Below are 21793 nucleotides of genomic sequence, written 5' to 3' on the forward strand. Positions count from 1 at the left end.
CAAATTCTGGAATGAAATGAAAAGCCTTTCAACAACTTGCTAAAAGCGCACCAATCAATTTAAATAAGAAACAGATGATTTTAGAGGAATTATTTAATGAATTTGATTTGACTGAGTCTCCTTTCAGTGAAAAGGAATCTCAACTATTTGATCATTATTTCGAAAAAATATTGATTAAAAGAAATACATTTCTTATTCGGGAAGGTGAACAAGAAAAATATAGTTATTTTATTTACAAAGGAATGTTACGCTGTTGGGTCCCAGATCAAAATGGTTGTGAAAGAACTTTTTGGTTTTGTAAAGAAGGTTCCTTTTCATTGTCAAATATAGCATTCACGCTGAAAGAAAGATCGACTTTTAACGTACAAACTCTCGTGGATTGCGAAATCTATAGAATAGATCATAAGAAAGCTATAGAATTATATAAAGCAATACCTGAACTAAAAATAGTTTTTGAGAATCTTACTGCTAGATTATTGGATAGATTACTAAAAAGAAATATTGATTTAATAAAATATGATTCAAAACAGTATTATTTAAATATGATAGATGAGTTTGGTGTTATGTTAAATTATATACCATTGAAAGATATTGCTTCTTATTTAGGAATCACACCGCAGGCCCTAAGCAGAATACGAAAACGATTTTTTTTAACATAGGTTCAGTATTTTGCATGCGGAAAAGGAGACCTTTGTATTTTAAAATTATGATTAGAGAAATTAATAAAACAGACTATCAACAGCTGGTAAAAATATGGGAAAGTGCAGTCTCAAACACACATCATTTCCTAAAAAAAGAAGATTTTGTATATTACAAAGACCAGTTACCAGTTTATTTTGACCATGTTAAGCTTTTGGGGGTTGAAGATACAGATACCTTAATTGGCTTTTTGGGTGTTGCCGAGGGAAATCTCGAAATGTTGTTTATCCATCATGATTATCGTGGCAAGGGTATAGGCAAAATATTAGCAAGTTATGCAATAAATCATTTGAAGGTGACCAAGGTAGATGTTAACGAGCAAAATGAACAAGCAGTAGGATTTTACAAACATATCGGATTTCGTATCTTAGACAGATCCGAGTTGGACGGACAAGGAAAAGAATACCCTATTCTGCATATGGGAATTTGAACATAAGGATTTTTAGTTTTATGATTCAATTAATTACTCCAAAAAGTTTAAATACAGGTGATAAAATTGCCACGATTTCTATGTCGTGGGGTGGTGCTGGCGAATTGCTACACCGTTACCAGAAAGGGAAAGAGCGTCTGAACCAAAATTTTGACCTGAATGTTGTAGAAACCAGACATGCATTAAAATCTGCACAATGGATCTACAATAATCCCGAAGCACGGGCGAATGATTTAATGGAAGCCTTTTGTGATCCTTCAATCAAAGGAATCATTTCTAACATTGGTGGTGATGATAGTATAAGAATGCTAAAGTATATAGATTTAGAAATCATCAAACAGAATCCTAAGATATTTCTTGGGTTTTCCGACAGTACCATCACACATTTTATCTGTCTCAAAGCTGGCTTAAGCTCGTTTTACGGCACATCGCTGTTGGTAGGGTTTGCCGAAAATTACGCAATGCACAATTATCAAGTCAATGATATAAAAAAACCTTGTTTTCCACCGAAAAAATTGGACAGATCCATCCTAACAAAGAAGGCTGGACAACCGAATTTCTGGATTGGTTCGATGTTTCTTTGCAAGACGTAAAACGAAAGTTATTACCTACAACCGGATGGAATTTTTTAAGAGGAGACTCCATTGTACAGGGGCGCCTGATCGGCGGCTGTATAGAAGTGTTGGAAATGCTCAAAGGAACTCATTATTGGCCAGATCTGGAGGTATGGAAAGACAGCATCCTATTCTTTGAGACCTCGGAAGACATGCCTAAACCTGAGTATATTCGATGGTGGTTAAGAAACTACGCTACTTTAGGGATTCTCTCCAAAGTAAAAGGGATTATTTTTGGTAGACCTTACAACAATCTTTATACGGAAGAATATGAGATTGAATTGCTAAAAGTGCTTGATGAGGAAGGATTATCCGGATTACCTGTCATTACCCGTATGGATTTCGGCCACACCTGCCCGACTTTCACTCTTCCGTACGGAAGACTGGCCGAAATCAACTGCATAGACAAGACGTTTTCGATATTAGAAAGCGGCGTCGCTTAGAAAAGAATATTATGAAAATGGATTTTCCATTGAAATATAATCGTGAATCACTAAACAAACACTACAGATAAATTAAAAAACAACATTGCTGATCCCAACTTTTGGCGAAATACCCAGTATGATACCCCAAGTTGAAGAACAACTATTTCGCCTAAAAGAAATGGGAACTGCAGTGAATTGCCCCTAAAGAAGGGGCAATTCAAGCGGCATTCATCGGTTTAAATTTTAAGGGTTATTTTTAATACCTGGATTTGCTAACATTACTTTTTCCGGAAAACGTAAGGTTAAACGATCACTTGTCAAAGGAAAAGTGGCAATTACAGCACCTGTTTCAGACAAGGCTTCATGTTTGTAAGTTGCGCCGGAAAAAATCGGATCAGCAGACAAACGACGCATATCAAACCAGCGGTATCCTTGTACTGCAAATTCGCGGATACGCTCCTCGATAATAAATTTAATCATCGCTGTGGGGTTTGTGATGTTAACGATAGCCTCAGTTGCAGGCATTCTTTTTGACCTAAACTTCTCCAGATCAATTTTCGCACCGGAGACATCACCTGTACGGGCTTTTAATTCGGCACGCATCAAATAAAGATCTGGCATAGTGATTCCTATTTGAGTATTGTACATGCCAATCCTTCTGTAAACGCCTGGGGCTTTTATTGCTGTACCTCCATAAGCAAATCTGGAATAATTTCATAAGATTCAGTGCAGAAAGAAACTTCGAAGAATTCACCGAATATTAAGGGAATTAGGAAGCAACATTGTTAGTTCCTCAAGTTTTCTTTCCAGTTGGAACAGTTTGTTTTATCAATTGAACTAAATAAAGAGTAATTTTTTTCAGGGCTTCTCCCTTCCCTTGCCAGTTGTCTTTACAGATTCCTAGATACCCACACTTTGCCATTTCTAAAAGATCTCTGAATTCCACCGGAATTTCAGAAAGCAGCCAATCGGCAGCTCTGTCTTTTGTCGTTACCCCACCTACAACGAGCGTATAATACATTCTAGCTAGGGTTAGCACCGTGTTTCTTTCATCTCCTTTTACACATTGAAGTAGTATAGGCAGTGTATCAAAAATTGCCTGCTTGATATCCTCATCCGGAATCTCCGGAATTATTTCCTGCGCTGCAGACCCCGTTAGTGTAATGCTGCTTTGATGTACTTGTCTAAGCAGTATGGTAAGATCCGGATTAACGTTACACCCCGCTATTTCCCCTTTTAAAAACTCATCTCTAAGCCATTCTCCATATTGAAGTTCATTTCTAACCGGATGCCGCCAGGGGGAAATTTCATCCCTGTTTAAAATCGTAACTTCAAATGGCCTAATCAATTGCTTGTTCCCAATTTCTCCTGAGACCTGCATAAATTTCTTTACAAGTTGGCATTTGCTTTTTTGACTCAAGCTACCGTCAATGATAGCAAGAATGTCAATATCGCTTTCTTTTTGGAGTCCTCCGTCCACAGCTGAACCATAAAGATAAATACCTGCGATAGACCGTCCTGCTTCCTCCTTTATAACGCGGACAACTTTTTCGATTTCTTTTCGCACGAGTCTGTTTTCCATGCTCATAAAAAAATAGTTACTACATTTGGCTATGCATTTTTTCAAATGTGTGTAGAATTAAAGCATCCAATCTTTACTATCTCTAGCAAATTCTTGTATATCATTAATAAGCTTACATGTATGATAACCATCCGCAACGGCGTGGTTTACAAATACTGCAAGTGGAATTAATGTACTACCACCCTGTTCAAAATATTTCCCAAAACGTATTAAGGGAAACATAAAATTAGATGCCTCGTAAGTATCTTGGGAAAAACTTGTAAAACTCAACCATGGCAAAGCCGAAATTGAACAAAAATTTGCTGGACGATTTAAACGTGCTTTTATTCCTTTAACATTCTTATATTTTTCTATATCACTAATTATTATTTCATAAAATGATTTAAAATCTTCATGATACTCACTCCATACATCCGAAAAAGTTTTATCATCTTCATGAAAAATGGTGTATGATGGCAATACATAATTCCAATAACCTAATTGATTTTTATCATTATAACTCATCCTAAATTCTTTATTTTGATTTACAGATCGCATAACTGCGTAGAGAAATACTGGAAAAAACTTTATTTTTTTTTCCTTCGATAAAGCCAGCAGTTCTGTAATATCAACATTTGCATTAATTGTATATTTACATTTCACTATAGTATCGAAATAATTAAAATAAGATTGTCTTTCCCATTCTTTGGGATTAACGGGTTGAAAAATTGCTTGCATATCTATTATCCATTATCTAATAACTGACGGGTTATACTAGGAACAATTAAAATTATTTTAATACTGGCAGCTAAGTATGGGATAGTAAGTTAACCCTTAGCTGCTCTTTCTCAAAAATGCGTTGCAATTCAGGTGATACAAATAATTGTAGATCATCTTCTTTATAACTTCTGAGATGAAACCCCGCTGTTTCTTTTGGTGTAAAGCCAAAAACTACTACTTCAAAAGAAAAATCTGAAAAGGCACCAGTTAGCCCCTTTAAACTAATTTCATTAGGTGCAAAAATGTCTATCAGGTATAAAATTTCTTCTTCTATTTGCGCAACCACCACACAGTTCAACTCATCAATAAAAAAAATAGAATCTTTAAATCCCATTTCGGGGTAAGCATAGCAATAAAAAAAACTCATTGCTTTGTTCTTGGTTGAAAACATACTGTTGGGAACAGCGTTATCTACGCATGTTTCAAACAACCTTAAATCCTCCGGGACATCCAGATTTAATCGGCGTTTATCCAATTTGCTCACAAAATCAGCACTTTTCACACTAAAAAAACACTCAAATTCGGACATTGGCATTAAGCCGAACTTTGGATAGAAATCCAGAACTGTTTCATTCGCAAATAGAAATATCCCATCGTGTTTCCCCTTAAAATCGCACATGATTCTTTCCATAAGAAATCGGCTCAATCCTCGTTTTTGATAATGGATATCTGTCATTACCGTCCCAAGCTGGATCAGTATTTTCAGTTCATTTTCAAACAAACTTACTGTTGTATGAGATACGATTTTATCTCCGTCGAACAAAGAGTATAAAATACAATTATCATCCCAAAAACCTGATTGATAATAGTTTTCGAAATCAAATTTCCAGAATTCCTGCGTCATCCGATTAAATTCCAGCCGCAGCGTTTCATCCTGCTGATAATTTATATACAAAATATATTTTCCGTCCTTTATATGTATATGCTCTTTTGTCATTTCTGTTTTCCCTTATACCATCCCAATTAATTTTCTCATATTTCTTTATAAAATCTTCTTAAGATTTGTTTTATTCATTGCCATTTATTTATTCAGTTTGTATGTGCTTTCTTTTATTTGATGATAAGCATATTTTACATCCGGATGGGAATGCAAATAAGCCCTGAACACTTACGAGATTAATTGAACTTATAAAGAACTGAATAGTTTATTCAACTCCTACCTGATTGAATTTATTTTTCCAGGCCGGATTGATTGGTTCAAAAGGCAAAATCATAATCTATATTTTTCCTAGCAAAAGTACTGAATACTCTTTGTCTATCTCTTGACAAATCCATGGATTAAACATTCATTTCTTAATATCAATTTATTATAAAATATCGGAATACATCTTGATATGGGTAACTGCAATACAATTCCAAATTTCTTTGTTGGCATTATTTAATTATGCATAGTTTTGCAATACGCTAAGATGATTCAATTTCTCACTATAAAATCTATTCAACAACAGCACCAGATAGATGAAGATATTAGGGTGAATGGCATTGCTATTGTAGAAAATGTACATAAACTGGAAAATCACTATACCAGTTTCAAACACCAGTTTGATGGTTTAATTATTGCCTTTTGTTTAAAAGGTAAAATGACTGTTAAAATTAATTTTACAACTTATGAAATTAACACCGGTTCAATTGTGGTTGTCTTACCTCAATTAATTATAGATCCTGTTAGTGTTTCCAGCGATTTTCAAATTGTGTCAATAGTCATGTCTTTAGATTTTATCAGCGCATTTCCCATTTTGCGTGATTTTATTACCAATAATGAAATACGATGGCATCCCGTTATTTCGTCTTCAGAACAAGAAAATGATTCAGTTGAGGAATTTATTCTTTTCTTAAAGAAATACTATGTTAACAAGACCAAAAACCCAAACAACAAAAAGACAGTATTACAGTATCTTATTTTCGGACTGATCACAACTATATCTAGCTCATATGCGACTTTGTCCAATGAGCCTGGAATGATAAGAAATAGAAAGAATGAAATTATCGACGACTTTTACCTACTCATATCACATTATGGTTCAAAGGAACGTAGTGCTTCTTTTTATGCCGATAAGTTACATTTATCGCCACAATACCTTACAACTTTGGTAAAAAATCAAACAGGAAAGTCCATTATACAATGGATCGAACATGTGGTTATAATGCATGCCAAATCGTTGCTTAAATCTACTTCTCTATCTGTAAAAGAAATCAGCCAGGAATTGAATTTTAGTGATATCTCCTTATTCTGTCGTTATTTCAAACGATGCACTCACCTAACACCCAATGCTTTTAGAAAGCAACTAACTTAACGATAAGAAATTTTAAAAAAGCTTTCTAAACGCCGCATGGGCTTAAAACTCAAGCAGTGACTTTACGTTTTCTATCAGGGCAATGATATAAAAAAAGAGGGTGTAGACTAGCGCATATTGACTAAAACGAAAAAACCCTCTGAACTTTTAACATTCAGAGGGTTTTTAAAAATTGTTGTCGGGGTGGCAGGATTCGAACCTACGACCTCCTGCTCCCAAAGCAGGCGCGATACCGGGCTACGCTACACCCCGAACTGGTATCTTCTTTTTTACTGGTCAATCTAAAACTATCTTTCCAGATAGCTTGCAAAGCATAAATAACTGCTTATTTGGTGGCCCAAAGATAGGTTTTTGATGTCATCCTGCAAAATAAACTTCAAATAAAAACGTCATAATCTCCTAAGTCCTTTTGTATCTTACAGTTCAATTTCTTTCATTCCATAAAAGGCTGCTCCAATCTCTCCTATGCGGTCAGCATTTAAACTATTTTTTCAGGACATACATTAAGCCTGCAACTCAAATACGGATACAATGTATCAATATCAAGCGCATTTTTATCCATCATTTATACATATTTCCACTGATATAAAAATGCTTATTATTTGCTGGTCAGTTTGGAAAGTAGCTACAGGCTTCGTTTGTTACTTTCAATAGCGATGAACTCCGGTAAATAATTTGGGGTACATCCTTTTGATACCATTTCATCTTTGTACAGACCGGTTTTCTCGCCGAGTGAAACGCAACGTTTCCGGAACTGCTTATCGTAAACACCTATCCAGCCTGCAGTAAAGTTCATGGCCCACTGCACTTCGGGCGCTTCCCCGGCAATGTTGGCTTCAATTGCAGAAAGCAGGTCTGCAGTGTTGTCAGGAGAAACTTGTCCAACCCATCTTAACCGCCCCTGATAATACCAGAAAATCCTTCTTTGAAGAGGTGAAGGGCTGTTTTCCCAGGATTCAATCAATGCAATAGTTTTCTTGCTTTTGGTAAGTTGATTGGCCATGAGCCAGTCTATCAATTGAGTTCGCTCTTTAACCGGGTGGCCCTGAATATCCATATCCAGTTTATCGATCAGATCTTGTGTAAGAACTTTATAATCCATGATTAAAATGGCCAGTTGCCTGGGCAGGAAATCGCCACTAGTCCAAAGCTCATTAGCCAGGGCATGATCCACCTTAATTTCCCCGGCCATTTTACGCAGGTCGCCAAGTTTAGTTTCACTATTGATCTGTTTGAGGAGTTGTGCTGCTTTTGATGAATATTGCATATCAGTCTTTCGCTTTTATGATCCGGTATAAGTTACAAAGTCAGAAACGAAGTTGAGAAAAAATTTGGATGCTTTCAGCCATTTCCTCATGCGCCCGTTAAACACCTGAATTGGGCTATTCGTTAACTGTAATACGGGCAAATAAATTTAAATAAAGGAACAATGATACAACAAAACAATAGGTTGTAGAATAGCGCATATTGATTAAAACGAAAAACCCCTCTAAACTTTAACAATTAGAGGGGTTTTAAACATTTGTTGTCGGGGTGGCAGGATGCCGAACCAACATCATAAATATCTTATTTTCAATCACTTACATCCCACTGAAACATCAGGGTGTAGATTAGGGCATAAATCATTTCAAATCAAATCAGCTCAAACCATCTCCAATAGTAAAGTATAAATAACTGCTTATTTGATGACTTAAAGATAGGTTTTTGATGTGATGCCACCAAATAAAATTTGAATTTAATATAATAATTAGCTAATTCAATTTGTGTCTTATAGTGGGTATTTCGCCAAAAGTGGGGAAGAACCACATTCACCGAAACGTACACTAAGATTACCGATTCAAATTGAAAACGAACTATTTTGACATCCTGTTACGATAGAAGTCTTATAAATTCCTATACTCATTAGGTGTATACCCAACACGATTTTTAAATAAGCGGCTAAAGTGTTGTGGATATTTGAAACCCAACTCAAACGCTATTTCATTAATGGTCTTGCTGCTATCAAAAATCTTATTTTTTGCAATCTCAATGATTTTGTTCTGAATATACTCCTGCGCAGATTTGCCAGTTTCTTTTTTTACCAGATCACCAAAATAGTTAGCAGATAAATGGACTTCATCTGCAAAGTAGCCTACAGAAGGCAGACCGATACTATAGGGCTTTTCGGATGCGAAATAGCTATTCAGTAATTCCTCAAATTTTTGCAGTATTCCCCTATTGGCATTTTCCCTAGTGATAAACTGACGATCATAAAATCTCTCACAATAATTCAGAAAAAGCTCAATATTGGATGCAATTAACTTTTTACTATGCTTATCAACCGACTGGCTTAATTCATATTCAATTTTAGAGAAGCAATCAAAGACAATTTTCCGCTCTTTTTCAGATAGATGCAATGCCTCACTTGTGTTATAGCTAAAAAAGCTATACTCATCCAGACTCTTGGCCAGAGGTGTGCCTACTATTAGATCTGGATGAAAGACCAATCCATGTCCCATTGGCTGGTAAAAATCTACTTTATTCTCTACATCGATAACCTGTCCAGGGGAAATAAATACCAATGTACCCTTGTCATAGTCGTAATAGTTACAGCCATACTTTAAATCTCCGCAATGCACTTCTTTAAGGAAAATGCAGTAAAGTCCGAAAGTCATCCGGGAACCTGTTCTTTCCTTCGCTTTTGAGAAATCAATAACACTCACCAGTGGATGTAAAGTTTCATGGTTATTAAATGCATTGTACTCGCTTACCGTGTCAAAATTATAGGCCTTTTCCATAGCTATTGCTTTTTGTTAATACAAAACTAACCATTCTAGTATAACAAAAACGGCAGACACGCACCAATCAGTAACATTGGTAGTAATATCCGTAATCGGTATACCAATTCACTCCATATCAAAGCTGAACTTTGTACCATTAAAAGTGTTGTATAGACATTGAGCAAATTTAATAAGAAATGAAAACAGTTAAATTGAACAACGGATTAGAAATGCCAATCTTGGGATTTGGCGTTTTTCAAATACCCGATGCGGCAGAATGTGAAAGGGCAGTTATTGATGCAATTGATACAGGTTATAGGCTAATAGATACTGCAGCCTCTTATTTAAACGAGCCAGCAGTAGGTAATGCACTAAAAAATAGCGGCATAGACAGAGATGAATTATTTATAACTACTAAACTTTGGGTACAGGATACAGGTTACGAAAAGACAAAAGCAGCATTTCAAAGGTCTTTGGAAAGGTTGCAATTGGATTACCTGGATCTTTATCTCATTCACCAGCCCTACGGGGATGTTTTTGGTTCATGGAGAGCTATGCAGGAATTATATCAGGAAGGAAAAGTTAAGGCAATTGGTGTGGCTAATTTTCAGCCAGATCGAATGATGGACTTGATCATAAACAGCGGCTTCACTCCCGCCGTTAACCAGATTGAAACCCATCCTTTCCATCAACAGGTGGAAAATCAAAGATTTCTGGAGCAGAATAATGTACAAATTCAATCATGGGGGCCTTTCGCAGAAGGTAAAAACAACATATTCCAAAATGAGGTATTATCGGACATAGCTGCAAAACACAGTAAATCGGTAGCACAGGTCATTCTAAATTGGTTAACCCAAAGAGGTGTAGTTGCTATTCCCAAATCTGTTCGCAAAGAAAGGATGGCTGAAAACTTCGATATTTTTGATTTTGAACTTTCTAAAGAGGATATACAATCCATCGCTACTTTAGATACCAACGCGAGCTTGTTTTTTGACCATAGAGATCCTGCAATGGTAAAATGGTTGAGCGAACGAAAATTAGATATATAAGTCCAAGTAGCTATTAATAAAAACAGATCTACGCTTAAAATAAATAAAATGATACCTAAAAGAATACTCGGAAACAGCGGACTGGAAGTATCCGCCCTCGGATTAGGCTGTATGGGACTAAGTTTTGGCTATGGTCCGGCAGCAGATAAACAGGACGCTATAAGATTAATAAGAACTGCATTTGATGCGGGAGTAACTTTTTTTGACACAGCCGAATGTTACGGGCCTTTTACAAATGAAGAGTTGTTAGGCGAAGCACTTGCACCCTTTCGAAAAAAAACAGTCATTGCGACAAAATTTGGTTTTCAGGATGGTGATTCAAAAAAAGGATTGGACAGCAGCCCCGCAAGGATAAGAACAGTGGCAGATGCATCATTAAAAAGGCTTAAAACAGACTATATTGATCTGTTTTATCAGCATCGTGTTGACCCCAATGTACCTATTGAAGAAGTTGCCGGAACTATTCATGATTTGATAAAAGAAGGAAAAATCAAACATTGGGGGTTATCTGAGGCAGGCGTAGAAACCATTCGCAAAGCACATACCGTACAACCAGTTGCCGCATTACAAAGTGAATATTCTTTATTCTTTCGCGAAACGGAAAAGGAAATCATCCCCACATTGGAAGAGCTGGGAATAGGCTTTGTACCATTCAGTCCATTGGGAAAGGGATTTTTAACGGGAGCGATCGATGAAACAACAAAATTTGACGCTACAGATTTCAGAAATATTGTTCCCCGCTTTTCAGAAGAAAACAGAAAAGCAAACCAAGCTTTAGTAGATCTGTTGAAATCTATTGCTGTTGAGAAAGATGCAACACCCGCACAAATAGCCCTAGGCTGGTTACTGGCACAAAAGCCCTGGATTGTACCGATTCCCGGAACAACCAAATTACACCGCTTGCAGGAAAACATTGGGGCTGCAACCATTTCGTTATCGACAGAAGATGTGCAGCAAATAGATCTGGCGGCATCAAAAATAGCCATACAAGGAGCGAGGTATCCAGAAGCACTACAAAATAGAGTAGGAAAATAAAAATGATTTGAAATGAACAGGAAACTAATAAGATACATAGGCACATTAACACTATTACTGGCTATTTCCATATCGACTAAAGCCCAAAACAAAGTACAGCCCTTAGTGATCGCTGATCAAGGCAGTTTTGCCATAGGGGGGACAAAAACTACCGCAGCTGGCAGCTTTAATTTGGATAGTGCATTGAAACCACAAGGCCAGACTTTTCATGGGGATCATGCTTATGCCTTTTATCAGATTCCGGTAAAAGCCCGTAAGTATCCCCTGATATTCCTGCATGGTGCCGGGCAGTCGAAAAAAACATGGGAAACTACCCCTGACGGACGGGAAGGATTCCAGAACATTTTTCTTCGCAGAAGATTCCCTGTCTACCTGCTTGACCAGCCAAGGCGTGGTGAAGCGGGAAAAAGTTCCGTCGCGGCAACCATTAACCCTACTGCTGATGAGCAGTTTTGGTTCAGTCAGTTTCGGATCGGAAATTATCCTGACTACTTTACAGGTGTTCAGTTTCCTAAAGATGTTGCTTCATTAGAACAGTTTTATAGGCAAATGACTCCAAATACCGGCACATTTGATGGGAATGTGGTTTCGGATGCCATCTCTCAACTATTTAATAAAATTGGTGAAGGCATATTGGTTACCCATTCCCAAGGAGGCGGGCCTGGTTGGTCTACGGCCATCAAAAATAATAGGGTTAAAGCAGTTGTAGCTTACGAGCCTTACAGCGGCTTCGTGTTCCCCGAAGGAGAACTACCCGAACCCATAAAATCAGCAGGTCTTTTTGGCGAGTTGAAAGGCATGGAAGTACCACTGTCCGACTTCAATAAATTGACTAAAATACCCATTGTGATTTATTATGGAGATAATATCGCAAAAGAACCTACTAAAATTTGGAATAAAGATCACTGGCGTTCAGGACTTGAAATGGCGAAGATCTGGGCATCAACCATCAACAAACATGGAGGTGACGCAACTGTAATACACCTGCCGGAAATCGGTATCAAAGGCAACACACACTTCCCCTTTTCTGACCTGAATAATCTTCAGATAGCTGATCAGCTGTCAAAATGGTTAAAGGAAAAAGGTCTGGATAAGTAATATTGGTAGCAATCCCCGTAATACATCTACCATAAAATCCTTTTGTTCTTGGGAACTTTACATAGTTAAAAGAAAGATATGAAACGGTTAAGGATATACGGCATACAGATAATTACACTTTTATTGATGATCACCTCCTGTTCAAGGGCTGGAGAACCAACAAAAGTAAAAGAAGAACAACCGATAGATAAAGGTGACTTACATAAAGATAAAAACATACTGATAGTGTATCTGTCACGTACAAAAAACACCAAAGCCGTTGCGGAGATGATCCATAAAAAAGTTGGTTGTAGTTTAGTGGCATTGGAACTGGTAACACCCTATCCCGATCATTACCAGACAACGGTGGATCAGGTAGCTGCAGAAAATGCAAAAGATTATTTACCACAGCTTAAAACAAGAATAGACAGTATAGAAAAGTACGATATTGTTTTTATCGGTTTTCCTACCTGGGGAATGCAGTTGCCGCCTCCTATGAAAAGCTTTTTGAATAAATACGATCTAAGCGGAAAAATAGTAGTCCCATTCAACACCAATGCTGGTTATGGCATTGGAAACAGCTTTGAAACCGTGAAAGAATTATGTGCAAAGAGCAAAGTACTTGAAGGATTTTCAACAAAAGGTGGTGTGGAGAGAGACGGCATTTTATTCGTAATGGAAAAAGAAAAGCGGGTACAACTTGAAATACAAAACTGGTTGAAGAAAATAGGTCTAGTTAGTTTATAAATCAAACAAAATGAAAAAAGCAATCTATCTTACAATTTTACTATTTGCGGTGGTTAAAACTCAAGTAACTGCACAGGAACAAAGTATTTTTCCGCTAGGAGAAAAGGCAAAAAATGTAAATCACACCGGAGACGTATGGCTTAGTGAATTAAACAAACCAGACAACGCTATCAATTCCCAAATATCTCTTGCCGTGTTTGCACCCAATGCAAAACTTAACTGGCATACCCATTCTGGCGGACAGATATTACTGATTACTGACGGTATCGGTTATTATCAGGAAAAAGGGAAGACTGTGCAAATCGTACAAAAAGGAGATGTTGTAAAATGCCTGCCTAATGTGGAACATTGGCATGGATCAACCCCCAATAGCGGTGTTACCTATTTAGCAGTCTCGCCAAAAAGTAAAACGACCTGGCTGCATCCTGTTACAGATGAAGAATATAAAAAATTGGAAAAACCAGCTGTGAATGCCACGAACGTTGAACAGGAACTTAAAGATCTTTCCAAGCAAAAATGGAACTGGATGGCCGACAAAAATACGGATGAGCTTAGCAAACTCTTTCACGATAAATCTGTGTTTGTTCACATGGGGGGATCATGGGGAAAACAACGGGAAATAGATGTGATTAAAAGTGGAGGTATCTGGTATAAGAAAGCCGATATCCACGATGTTTCTGTCAATGTTATCGGAAATACAGCTGTTCTGTTGAACAGGATTACACTTTTGGCAGTAGTAGGTGGTAATGAAGTCACCAATCCTTTTATGGTTACTGAAGTTTATAAAAAAGAGAACAATAACTGGCAACTGGCATCCATGTCCTTCACGAAATTATTAACGCCATAATGAACGGAAATGATGATCAATAAATTAATGAAGTCGATATTATTTATGATGACAATGATTATTGCAACTGCTGCAAATGCCCAAACTGGTACCAGTCAAAATTTAAGTGCAAAACAACAAGCCCTGGTACGCATTTCGGCAGTCACAGGAAAAGGTGACCTGTCAAAATTAAAAACTGAATTAAATGCTGGCCTGGAGGCAGGTTTGACTATCAATCAGATCAGAGAGGCTATCGTTCATCTGTATGCTTATGCAGGTTTTCCCCGCAGCATTCGGGGCTTACAGACCCTTATAACCGTAGTGGATGAACGCAAAGCCAAAGGCATTAATGATGAAAAAGGTGTAGAAGCCTCCCCTATCAATAACGGGCGCAGCAAATACGAAAGAGGTAAAGCGATATTGGAAGCATTAACAGGTACACCGGAAACAGGATCGAAAACAGGATATGCAGCATTTGCACCTGAGATAGAGGTCTTTCTCAAAGAACATCTTTTTGCTGATATTTTTGAGCGGGATGTGTTGACCTATATGGAAAGAGAATTGGTTACTGTCTCTGTCCTCAGCAGCATTGGCGGAGTGGAACCTATGCTACGTTCACATTTGAACATCTGCATGAACGTTGGTCTATCCCCAAGTCAATTACAACAATTTGTAGGTCTCATAAGATCAAGCATAGGAAATAAAGAAGCGAAATCAGCACAGTCCGTATTAGATGAAGTGCTGAAAAGTAAACAGTAAAATATTAGAACTATGAAAAAACTAACATCAATAATTGCCTTAGCCATGTCAGTAGCGGCTACTGACGTTGTAGATGCACAATCTACTCCTAAGAGAAAACAACAAAATCCTTATACCCTGGTGTATGAAGGAGCCATTACCAAAAATGAAAAGGGAAAAGTAAATATTTATCCAGTTAAGTATAAACTGAACGGGATTGAAATTGCAGCGAATGTTTATACACCTGCAAATTACGATGCTTCAAAGAAATATCCGGCAGTAGCAGTCGCACACCCCAATGGTGGTATAAAAGAACAGACAGCCGGACTATATGCACAACGTTTGGCAGAGGCAGGGTATATAACCATTGCTGCCGATGCAGCATATCAGGGAGCAAGCGGCGGTGAGCCACGTCACACGGATAAACCTGCAAGCCGTATCGAAGATATTCGTGGTATGGCTGACTTTATTACACAATATGCTGGGGTTGACACGAACCGCTTAGGTGTTTTAGGTATTTGCGGTGGCGGCGGTTATACTTTAAAAGCAGCACAGAGCGATAAACGTTTTAAAGCAGTGGCAACTTTGAGTATGTTTAATTCAGGTGAAGTAAGACGTAATGGTTTTCAGAATTCCCAACTAAATATGATTCAAGAACGTTTAAAACAAGCTTCAGACGCGCGCGCGCAGGAAGCCGCAGGTGGCAAAATCATCTATGCTGGTGTGGCGAGCATTACAGATGCAGAAATCGCTAAAACCACAACAGATTTGTATCGGGAAGGATACGAGTACTATTATAGAAGTCATGCACATCCAAATTCAACCTTTCTGTATACTATGAGCAGTCTGCTCGACTTAATGACCTGGGATGCCAACACGAATATGGATTTGATCAATCAACCATTGTTGATGATGGCAGGGAGCAAATCCGATACAAAATACATGACAGATGAAGCATTCCCTAGAGCAACCAATGCAAAAAACAAGGAATTATTTTTGATTGAGGGAGCTACACATATACAGACCTATTGGAAGCCTGAATATGTGTCGCAAGCTGTGAATAAATTACTCAGTTTTTATCAAAAAAACCTTTAAAAATCAAGATGATGAATATTAAAAACACAATTATACTATTTATTATAGGAGTAGTTTCATTATCATGTAATGAGCAAAATAAGTCGGCACCTATCTCTCCATCCGAATCACAAGAATCAACCGTATTTGCAAAAGGGAAACAGGTAACTAATGATAACTTTACTGGAACCGTATGGCTGGAAAACTTAATCCAGGCTGACAGCCTAAATCAGAATTCTATAGGGAGTGTAACTTTTGAACCAGGAGCCAGAAGCAAATGGCATACCCATCCGGCAGGTCAAATATTATTAGCAATAGATGGTGTTGGTTACTATCAGGAAAAGGGACAACCAAAGAAAATACTTCGTAAAGGCGATGCCATAAAATGTCCACCAGATGTTCCTCATTGGCATGGTGCAAGTTCAAATACCAAATTTATTCAGGTAGCAATAACGGGAAGGGAAAAAGGCGAAACGAAATGGTTAGAAGCGGTAACCGACAAAGAATATCATATTGAGCCTGGCATTTAGTAAATAAGACAGGAAAATGGAGACATAATCCGGGTTAACCAGAAATGAAAGTTTTTTCGCTTAATGAGCCTCCCAATACAACAATTATAACTAAAATATAGAGTGTAGAAAGGGGCAGAAAAATCTTGATATATTGCCTTTTTTCTTTGATATCAATTGACATCAATTGACATGAAATAAACGAAAAAACCCTCTAAACTGTAACATTTAGAGGGTTTTTAATAGACTTTATGTCTTTGTTTTGTCGGGGTGGCAGGATGCCGTACCGACGTTTTAAATATCTTATTTTCAACCACTTACATCCTCCTGAAACATCAGGGTGTAGATTAGGGCATAAATCATTTCAAATCAAATCAGCATAAACCATTTTATCAACTTGCATAACTATCGTCCGATAGTAAAGTATAAATAACTGCTTATTTGATGGCTCAAAGATAGGTTTTTGATGTCATCCTGCAAAATAAACTTTAAATAAAAACACTATAGTTCTCTAAGTGCTTTTGTATCTTACAGTTTGACTTCATTTTTTGATAAAAAGCTCGTCCCCTGGACCCAACTGGGCGTTTCTCGAACCATTCCTTATCTGATTTACGTTTAATCAGTGATTTAGGTAAACAAATCTAAAAAAACATTCAGATATAATTCCTTATAAAAATGTATCATCATACGATTACAAATAGGTTCTATAGCAACATTAAATACTTGCTGAATAAGTCGATCTAATAAGTCATTAATGGCAATTAATGCAACATGGCTCTTTTTATTTAATTTGGTATTTAACATTAAGTAACAAAGCGCAATGGATAATAATATTTACATTTTAAGAGGTGGATGGTTTAGTTTCAGACTAATTGATGGGTGGGAAGAATATGATGATGACGATTCTACGCATGCTTTCTGGCACGAAACAGAGACCTCATGGACAGGTAATTTTAGAATTACAGCTTTCCAATGGCCGAATACAAATGCCCCACATGTGGATAAGGCTTACGAGTATATTACTACTGAGATTGCCGAAAATGCAGGCGCACAAAGAATAATATTGGGCCAAAATGACTGTGCGTATTACAAAAAAGAATCTCAGCAAGATGGAGTGGCAAATGTTGTTTATTACTGGATCACCGGAAAGCAAAACGATATATTTATATGCACTTTCACAATTGACAAAGTTCAAGAATCTATGCTTATTAATGAAAGAGAACTAACATCAATTCAAAGTATGATTACCAGTATTAAGATTATTTAGGGTGATCAATTGAGCTTAATAAGCCTTACCTTAATACAGTCTATTTGATTCTGTTTTCAATGAAAGTTTAATGTAAATAGCAATTTTATATTATCTACTAGTTTTTTAGTATACGAAATTAGATTTTATGTTTAGGTGCTTTTGTCCAAACCATGACCACTTGCTTAAATGACGGATCCTCCAATATCCTGAACCCAGCCTCATAGGCTGATTTTATCGATGCGGCATTAGATTTTCTAGCATGCATATATACTTTCTTTAAATTACTCATCTCACATGCCATCGCATAGGCATGGCGTCCAATGCGCCTTCCTTGAAAGTTCTGATTAATAAAAATTTCTATCGCCGGATGTCTACCGAGCACCTCATTTTTAAAATAGTCAATGTAAACTTTGCCGACATGCTGCCCCTGGAATATAATATGCCAATACAAGCCTTTTTTCTTGTCATTGAGCATTTGGCCCGAACCAGCTCTCAGTTCCATTTCATTCGGATCTATTGGAAGGTGTTTGGTCATTTTTAGCGAGATAACGAGAAAATAAATTAATTGACTCCTGCCAGTAGTCGGATGGAAAAAACCCAGGGGAAAACGCAATAGTAAAATCAGCTATCTGCTTACCAACAATTCTTGTTTTAAGTAACCCCAAAACGTGGGATATTGATAACATTACTTCCCTTCTATTCGGATCATGTTTTCTCACGTGATGTTTCCAATCCGAATCCCCATCGTATCTGTTATTAAAATAATCCATATCAATATGTACCAATATTTGAGCGTCCTCTGAAATATCAGTCAAGAGATCATCCAATTTTGTAGCAATTCTAAACGTGTGGGCTGAAATCCCACTGCTTTCCTCAAAGGAAATCGTTGGCCTAGTTCTGTCTTTAAAAAGAATATCAGAAACATTGCTTTTTTTGATTGTTCCCCGAGAGGGACCTTTTAACCTTGATTCGGGAATCAGATAACGAAAATCGAATGAATCCAGTGCATGCAAAAATGGGGTGATAAAGCTACCGATGGCTATTGACCCTGAGTTAATAGCTCTGATTACAGTATCAGGGTCATCCATTTTGACATTCATATTAGTATACGGATCCAAAAAATCTTCAGAATTCGTTTGGAATAGCAGTGGAACCATACAATCAAAATGGTCATCAATATGGATGATAACTAATTTGCCCAACCCCTTATTTAAACTCCGGCGTTTTCTTAAGACCTGGGCCCAAAAATACAAGGTCCAGTTATCGTTTAGAACAAGATTAAAGCCATTATATTGACGATAAAAAGATGGGATCTCATAAACAGTAAGTTCTTTATCTAAAAGAGTGATATTTTGCAATAATTTTTCATCGATATAAAAAGCTGGATCGTCATACCAATCTAAATGAATCTCAGTCTGTCCATTAACTTCGGTAACCCTCAATACTTTGCCTGGAAAATATGAGTTCAGAAACGATATTCGTTCACTTGCCTGTATTTTGTTGATCCAATTAGGCAATTCCATAAGTAACATTTTTAACTTTATGCTTTAATATCTCTACCAAGGCTAAACCAGTTTGAGTGAGGCTGCAAGAGTCAATCACATCAAAACCTTTTTTTATTTTTTCAGCAATAATCCTACATTCGTTTTGCGCTCTCGGCACAGAATCTGCATCGCCCTTGAGTGAGTGCCAGAAATCCAGCAATTCGACGAAAACATATAGCGCATGGAATAGACCTGAAGGCGGGCGAAGTTCTGTTCTCCAGGGAGAATGAACCAAAATATGGTCGTCATGAACTATTGGAGATATTCGCTGCAGAAGATAGAGTTTTTGATGACGATGCTCGTGTATGATGGAGTCTGCCAGGTCGCGCGGATCTATAAATTTGCCAGATCTAATAAGTTGAACGTATAATGCTCCGGGAACACTATTGTCACTAAAAGAGACAACCTGGTCCGGATCCGCACTCGTATCTCTGATGAATTGTAGTTCAGGTGAGATTAGATTCATTTCTTTAACAATTTCCGGTTTCCATCTCTCAATTAAAGCTATAGATTTCTGTAAAACCTCGTTACTGCACGAAGTAGTATCATCATCTTCAAAATAAATTTCCTTTCCAAAAGGTACCCTCAGCCAAAAATCCGAACGATTGACCAGCGGCCAAGGCTTAGAATCTGTTTTGCTCGCCAAAAATTTCCAAAGATATTTTGGATCAGGATCAATAATTGAACCTTCAGCCGATTTCATTGGAATTCCTTTCGATTTTTTTTCCATAACCTCGGTCCAAACAACTACGGAAGGCATTATAGAAGCACTTTGAAGCCGTTGATCAGGCATTCCGCTAAAATCCTGACCTAAATATTCCAGCACCTCCAAAAGTTTTACTACCTGTTGTTTTTTGAAAGATGTCAAGGCGTTTTCCAAAACCCCGGATTCCAGGCTTCTTATTTCAAAATCGATGATCGTATCAGTAGGAAGCTCTGATTCGATGCTGGATTCCTCTTTCGCGAGTTCTTCAAGCACTTTGAACTGGATATGGTTGATTAGACTTTTGAGTTCGTAGCAATAAATACTTGGATTTTCATAGCCGTTCTCGCCGAACCGATGGGCAACTGCCCCACCACCACATATTTCGACAATATCACATTCCTGACAGGTCTTAGCAAGGCCAGTCATTCTAAGCAGTTTACGATGTGGCTCAAGCTGACCACTGGAAACAACATCCTGGATTGAATTCGAAAAAACGTCTCCCTGCTTCAGGTGTGTGCCGCTTCCAGTAATTTTAAGCACATCCAAATCATGGTATGAACCATCGGTTTCAATGGTAATAAGGCTAACATCACCAAAACCAAATCCATCTGTATCGCTCGGAACTCCCAATAAACCAGCTAGTATGCTATCAAAAGTCCTTATCTTTAAATTAGGGAAACGCTCAAACCAGATATCAAAGCAACTAATTAGCCAATCTCTATAAATATCGGCTTTCTCAGCCCTGAGAGGTGGCGTGGTAAGAAAGTTAGCGTCAGGAAGTAAAAAATCTAGTTGGGGCAAATCATAGTCCGAAAAATATTCAAGCACTTCACCGGGATCGTTTCTGGGGTCAATCACAGCAATAACACCTGAAAACACCTTAGGGTATTTTTTTAAAAGTTTCAATGCATTTTCAGTCTCCACAAAGCTTGACTCACCTTTATGATCAACTCGGTGCCGGTCATTGGCGGATTTTGGCCCATCAAGGCTAAGCGACACCTGCAGTCCATGTAACTCGAATAAGATTAGATCCTCCTCTTTGAGTAATACACCATTGGTCTGCATAGAAAATTCAATCTCTGTACCACTGGGCATCATCGTTTTTAGCGAGCTGATATGGTCGATAAACTTCTGGGAATTCATTAACAGGGGCTCACCTCCGTGATAAACGATGGCAATTCTTTTTAGCTTTTGTTCCCGTGCATATTCGACGATCCTTCTGGAACTTTCGTCCATGGTAAGCTTGGACATTATTTTAGGCTGAAGCTTATAACTCTGATCTAAGTGATTGTACATGTAGCAATAATCACAGTTAATGTTACATCTTGAAGCAACCTTCAATAAAAAGCAACTTATTGTTGCAGGAGCGAAATTATTATCCATAGGCTAAGAGAGAATTTAGAAAAAGGATGTACGTACAATGTACGTACATCGTGGGGCCATTCTACGAACGGTTGTGGCGATGGTGCATGCGGCTGTAATCAGTAATGCTTTGCGCATCTGATTGCTGCATCACTTTTTCACGCATCCTGCTTAATGCTGGATGTGATGACGCCTGTTGTTTGATCTTTGTAAAAAGATCTTGGCTTTTCTGTACTGGACTAGCCGTGTTGTTTGAGAAATTTTCCATAGATTCTTTCTAATTAAATCAGTCCTAAATTAATAAATAAACTAATA

The 21793-nt window shown here is 37.6% G+C and carries 24 protein-coding genes and 1 tRNA gene; 14 read left to right on the forward strand and 11 right to left on the reverse strand.

Annotation, left to right across the window (positions count from 1 at the left end; translation table 11 throughout):
• The first annotated feature begins 74 nt into the window (after positions 1 to 74).
• The 4 genes from DBR43_RS03085 to DBR43_RS33145 are packed head-to-tail and all read left to right on the forward strand — an operon-like array spanning position 75 to position 2186.
• A complete protein-coding gene (locus DBR43_RS03085) occupies positions 75 to 659 on the forward strand; it encodes a Crp/Fnr family transcriptional regulator (protein WP_124577809.1) in 585 nt (194 codons plus the stop codon).
• Between the two features lie 47 nt (positions 660 to 706).
• On the forward strand, positions 707 to 1129 hold the full coding sequence (locus DBR43_RS03090) for a GNAT family N-acetyltransferase (protein ID WP_124577811.1): 423 nt from the start codon (positions 707 to 709) through the stop codon (positions 1127 to 1129).
• 20 nt (positions 1130 to 1149) lie between these two features.
• Positions 1150 to 1722, forward strand: a complete 573-nt coding sequence (locus DBR43_RS33140) for an LD-carboxypeptidase (protein ID WP_199756941.1) — start codon at positions 1150 to 1152, stop codon at positions 1720 to 1722.
• Entirely contained in the window at positions 1710 to 2186 is a 477-nt protein-coding gene (locus DBR43_RS33145) for a hypothetical protein (RefSeq protein ID WP_199756942.1), read from the forward strand. Before DBR43_RS33140 ends, DBR43_RS33145 begins: the two co-directional genes overlap by 13 nt.
• Before the next feature lie 225 nt (positions 2187 to 2411).
• Here the strand turns inward: DBR43_RS33145 and DBR43_RS03100 are convergent, their stop codons facing one another.
• From DBR43_RS03100 to DBR43_RS03115, 4 genes are all read right to left on the reverse strand, one after another.
• Positions 2412 to 2816, reverse strand: a complete 405-nt coding sequence (locus DBR43_RS03100; protein ID WP_124577813.1) for a RagB/SusD family nutrient uptake outer membrane protein — start codon at positions 2814 to 2816, stop codon at positions 2412 to 2414.
• Between the two features lie 145 nt (positions 2817 to 2961).
• Complete coding sequence (locus tag DBR43_RS03105; RefSeq protein ID WP_158622408.1) at positions 2962 to 3750, reverse strand: aminoglycoside adenylyltransferase family protein; 789 nt, start codon at positions 3748 to 3750, stop codon at positions 2962 to 2964.
• A gap of 57 nt (positions 3751 to 3807) precedes the next feature.
• Complete coding sequence (locus DBR43_RS03110; RefSeq protein ID WP_124577815.1) at positions 3808 to 4467, reverse strand: chloramphenicol acetyltransferase; 660 nt, start codon at positions 4465 to 4467, stop codon at positions 3808 to 3810.
• A gap of 70 nt (positions 4468 to 4537) precedes the next feature.
• Positions 4538 to 5446 carry a GNAT family N-acetyltransferase gene (locus DBR43_RS03115; protein WP_124577816.1) on the reverse strand — a complete coding sequence of 303 codons (909 nt, stop codon included), beginning with the start codon at positions 5444 to 5446 and terminating at the stop codon, positions 4538 to 4540.
• A gap of 457 nt (positions 5447 to 5903) precedes the next feature.
• Here DBR43_RS03115 and DBR43_RS03120 point away from each other — a divergent pair, with 457 nt between their 5' ends.
• Positions 5904 to 6803 (forward strand): helix-turn-helix domain-containing protein, encoded by a 900-nt coding sequence (locus tag DBR43_RS03120; RefSeq protein WP_148090752.1) that lies wholly within the window; start codon positions 5904 to 5906, stop codon positions 6801 to 6803.
• A 178-nt stretch (positions 6804 to 6981) separates the two neighbouring features.
• On the opposite strand, the gene DBR43_RS03125 is transcribed toward DBR43_RS03120, so the two are convergent.
• The 3 genes from DBR43_RS03125 to DBR43_RS03135 all read right to left on the reverse strand — a co-directional run bounded on the left by DBR43_RS03125 (position 6982) and on the right by DBR43_RS03135 (position 9580).
• Positions 6982 to 7055, reverse strand: a tRNA-Pro gene (locus tag DBR43_RS03125).
• Positions 7056 to 7428: 373 nt separating this feature from the next.
• Positions 7429 to 8070 carry a DNA alkylation repair protein gene (locus DBR43_RS03130; protein WP_124577819.1) on the reverse strand — a complete coding sequence of 214 codons (642 nt, stop codon included), beginning with the start codon at positions 8068 to 8070 and terminating at the stop codon, positions 7429 to 7431.
• Between the two features lie 616 nt (positions 8071 to 8686).
• On the reverse strand, positions 8687 to 9580 hold the full coding sequence (locus DBR43_RS03135; protein WP_073231651.1) for a helix-turn-helix domain-containing protein: 894 nt from the start codon (positions 9578 to 9580) through the stop codon (positions 8687 to 8689).
• 179 nt (positions 9581 to 9759) lie between these two features.
• On the opposite strand from DBR43_RS03135, the gene DBR43_RS03140 reads away from it, so the two are divergent.
• The 9 genes from DBR43_RS03140 (at position 9760) to DBR43_RS03180 (ending at position 17884) form a co-directional block, all read left to right on the forward strand.
• Positions 9760 to 10611 (forward strand): aldo/keto reductase, encoded by an 852-nt coding sequence (locus tag DBR43_RS03140; protein ID WP_124577820.1) that lies wholly within the window; start codon positions 9760 to 9762, stop codon positions 10609 to 10611.
• Positions 10612 to 10662: 51 nt separating this feature from the next.
• Positions 10663 to 11646 carry an aldo/keto reductase gene (locus DBR43_RS03145; protein ID WP_124580413.1) on the forward strand — a complete coding sequence of 328 codons (984 nt, stop codon included), beginning with the start codon at positions 10663 to 10665 and terminating at the stop codon, positions 11644 to 11646.
• Positions 11647 to 11658: 12 nt separating this feature from the next.
• On the forward strand, positions 11659 to 12744 hold the full coding sequence (locus tag DBR43_RS03150; RefSeq protein ID WP_124577822.1) for an alpha/beta hydrolase: 1086 nt from the start codon (positions 11659 to 11661) through the stop codon (positions 12742 to 12744).
• Between the two features lie 78 nt (positions 12745 to 12822).
• Complete coding sequence (locus DBR43_RS03155; protein ID WP_124577824.1) at positions 12823 to 13470, forward strand: flavodoxin family protein; 648 nt, start codon at positions 12823 to 12825, stop codon at positions 13468 to 13470.
• A gap of 10 nt (positions 13471 to 13480) precedes the next feature.
• Positions 13481 to 14317 carry a DUF4440 domain-containing protein gene (locus DBR43_RS33265; RefSeq protein WP_124577826.1) on the forward strand — a complete coding sequence of 279 codons (837 nt, stop codon included), beginning with the start codon at positions 13481 to 13483 and terminating at the stop codon, positions 14315 to 14317.
• 9 nt (positions 14318 to 14326) lie between these two features.
• On the forward strand, positions 14327 to 15055 hold the full coding sequence (locus tag DBR43_RS03165; RefSeq protein ID WP_233602833.1) for a carboxymuconolactone decarboxylase family protein: 729 nt from the start codon (positions 14327 to 14329) through the stop codon (positions 15053 to 15055).
• 12 nt (positions 15056 to 15067) lie between these two features.
• The gene (locus tag DBR43_RS03170; protein WP_124577828.1) at positions 15068 to 16129 is read left to right on the forward strand and encodes an alpha/beta hydrolase; all 1062 of its coding nucleotides are present in this window, start codon (positions 15068 to 15070) and stop codon (positions 16127 to 16129) included.
• 8 nt (positions 16130 to 16137) lie between these two features.
• Positions 16138 to 16638 carry a cupin domain-containing protein gene (locus DBR43_RS03175; protein WP_199756943.1) on the forward strand — a complete coding sequence of 167 codons (501 nt, stop codon included), beginning with the start codon at positions 16138 to 16140 and terminating at the stop codon, positions 16636 to 16638.
• Positions 16639 to 17437: 799 nt separating this feature from the next.
• On the forward strand, positions 17438 to 17884 hold the full coding sequence (locus DBR43_RS03180) for a DUF3805 domain-containing protein (RefSeq protein WP_124577830.1): 447 nt from the start codon (positions 17438 to 17440) through the stop codon (positions 17882 to 17884).
• 118 nt (positions 17885 to 18002) lie between these two features.
• On the opposite strand, the gene DBR43_RS03185 is transcribed toward DBR43_RS03180, so the two are convergent.
• The 4 genes from DBR43_RS03185 to yhhA form a co-directional block, all read right to left on the reverse strand.
• Positions 18003 to 18368, reverse strand: coding sequence for a GNAT family N-acetyltransferase (locus DBR43_RS03185; protein ID WP_158622409.1), 366 nt, complete (start codon positions 18366 to 18368; stop codon positions 18003 to 18005).
• 1 nt (position 18369) lies between these two features.
• On the reverse strand, positions 18370 to 19389 hold the full coding sequence (locus DBR43_RS03190) for a hypothetical protein (protein WP_124577834.1): 1020 nt from the start codon (positions 19387 to 19389) through the stop codon (positions 18370 to 18372).
• Complete coding sequence (gene yhhB, locus DBR43_RS03195) at positions 19376 to 21499, reverse strand: cyclophane-forming radical SAM/SPASM peptide maturase YhhB (RefSeq protein ID WP_124577836.1); 2124 nt, start codon at positions 21497 to 21499, stop codon at positions 19376 to 19378. The genes DBR43_RS03190 and yhhB overlap by 14 nt, the downstream gene beginning before the upstream one ends.
• 61 nt (positions 21500 to 21560) lie before the next feature.
• Entirely contained in the window at positions 21561 to 21746 is a 186-nt protein-coding gene (gene yhhA, locus DBR43_RS03200; RefSeq protein ID WP_124577838.1) for a YhhA family cyclophane-containing RiPP, read from the reverse strand.
• Positions 21747 to 21793 lie beyond the last annotated feature (47 nt).

Source organism: Pedobacter sp. KBW06, from assembly GCF_003852525.1.
Lineage (GTDB): Bacteria > Bacteroidota > Bacteroidia > Sphingobacteriales > Sphingobacteriaceae > Pedobacter.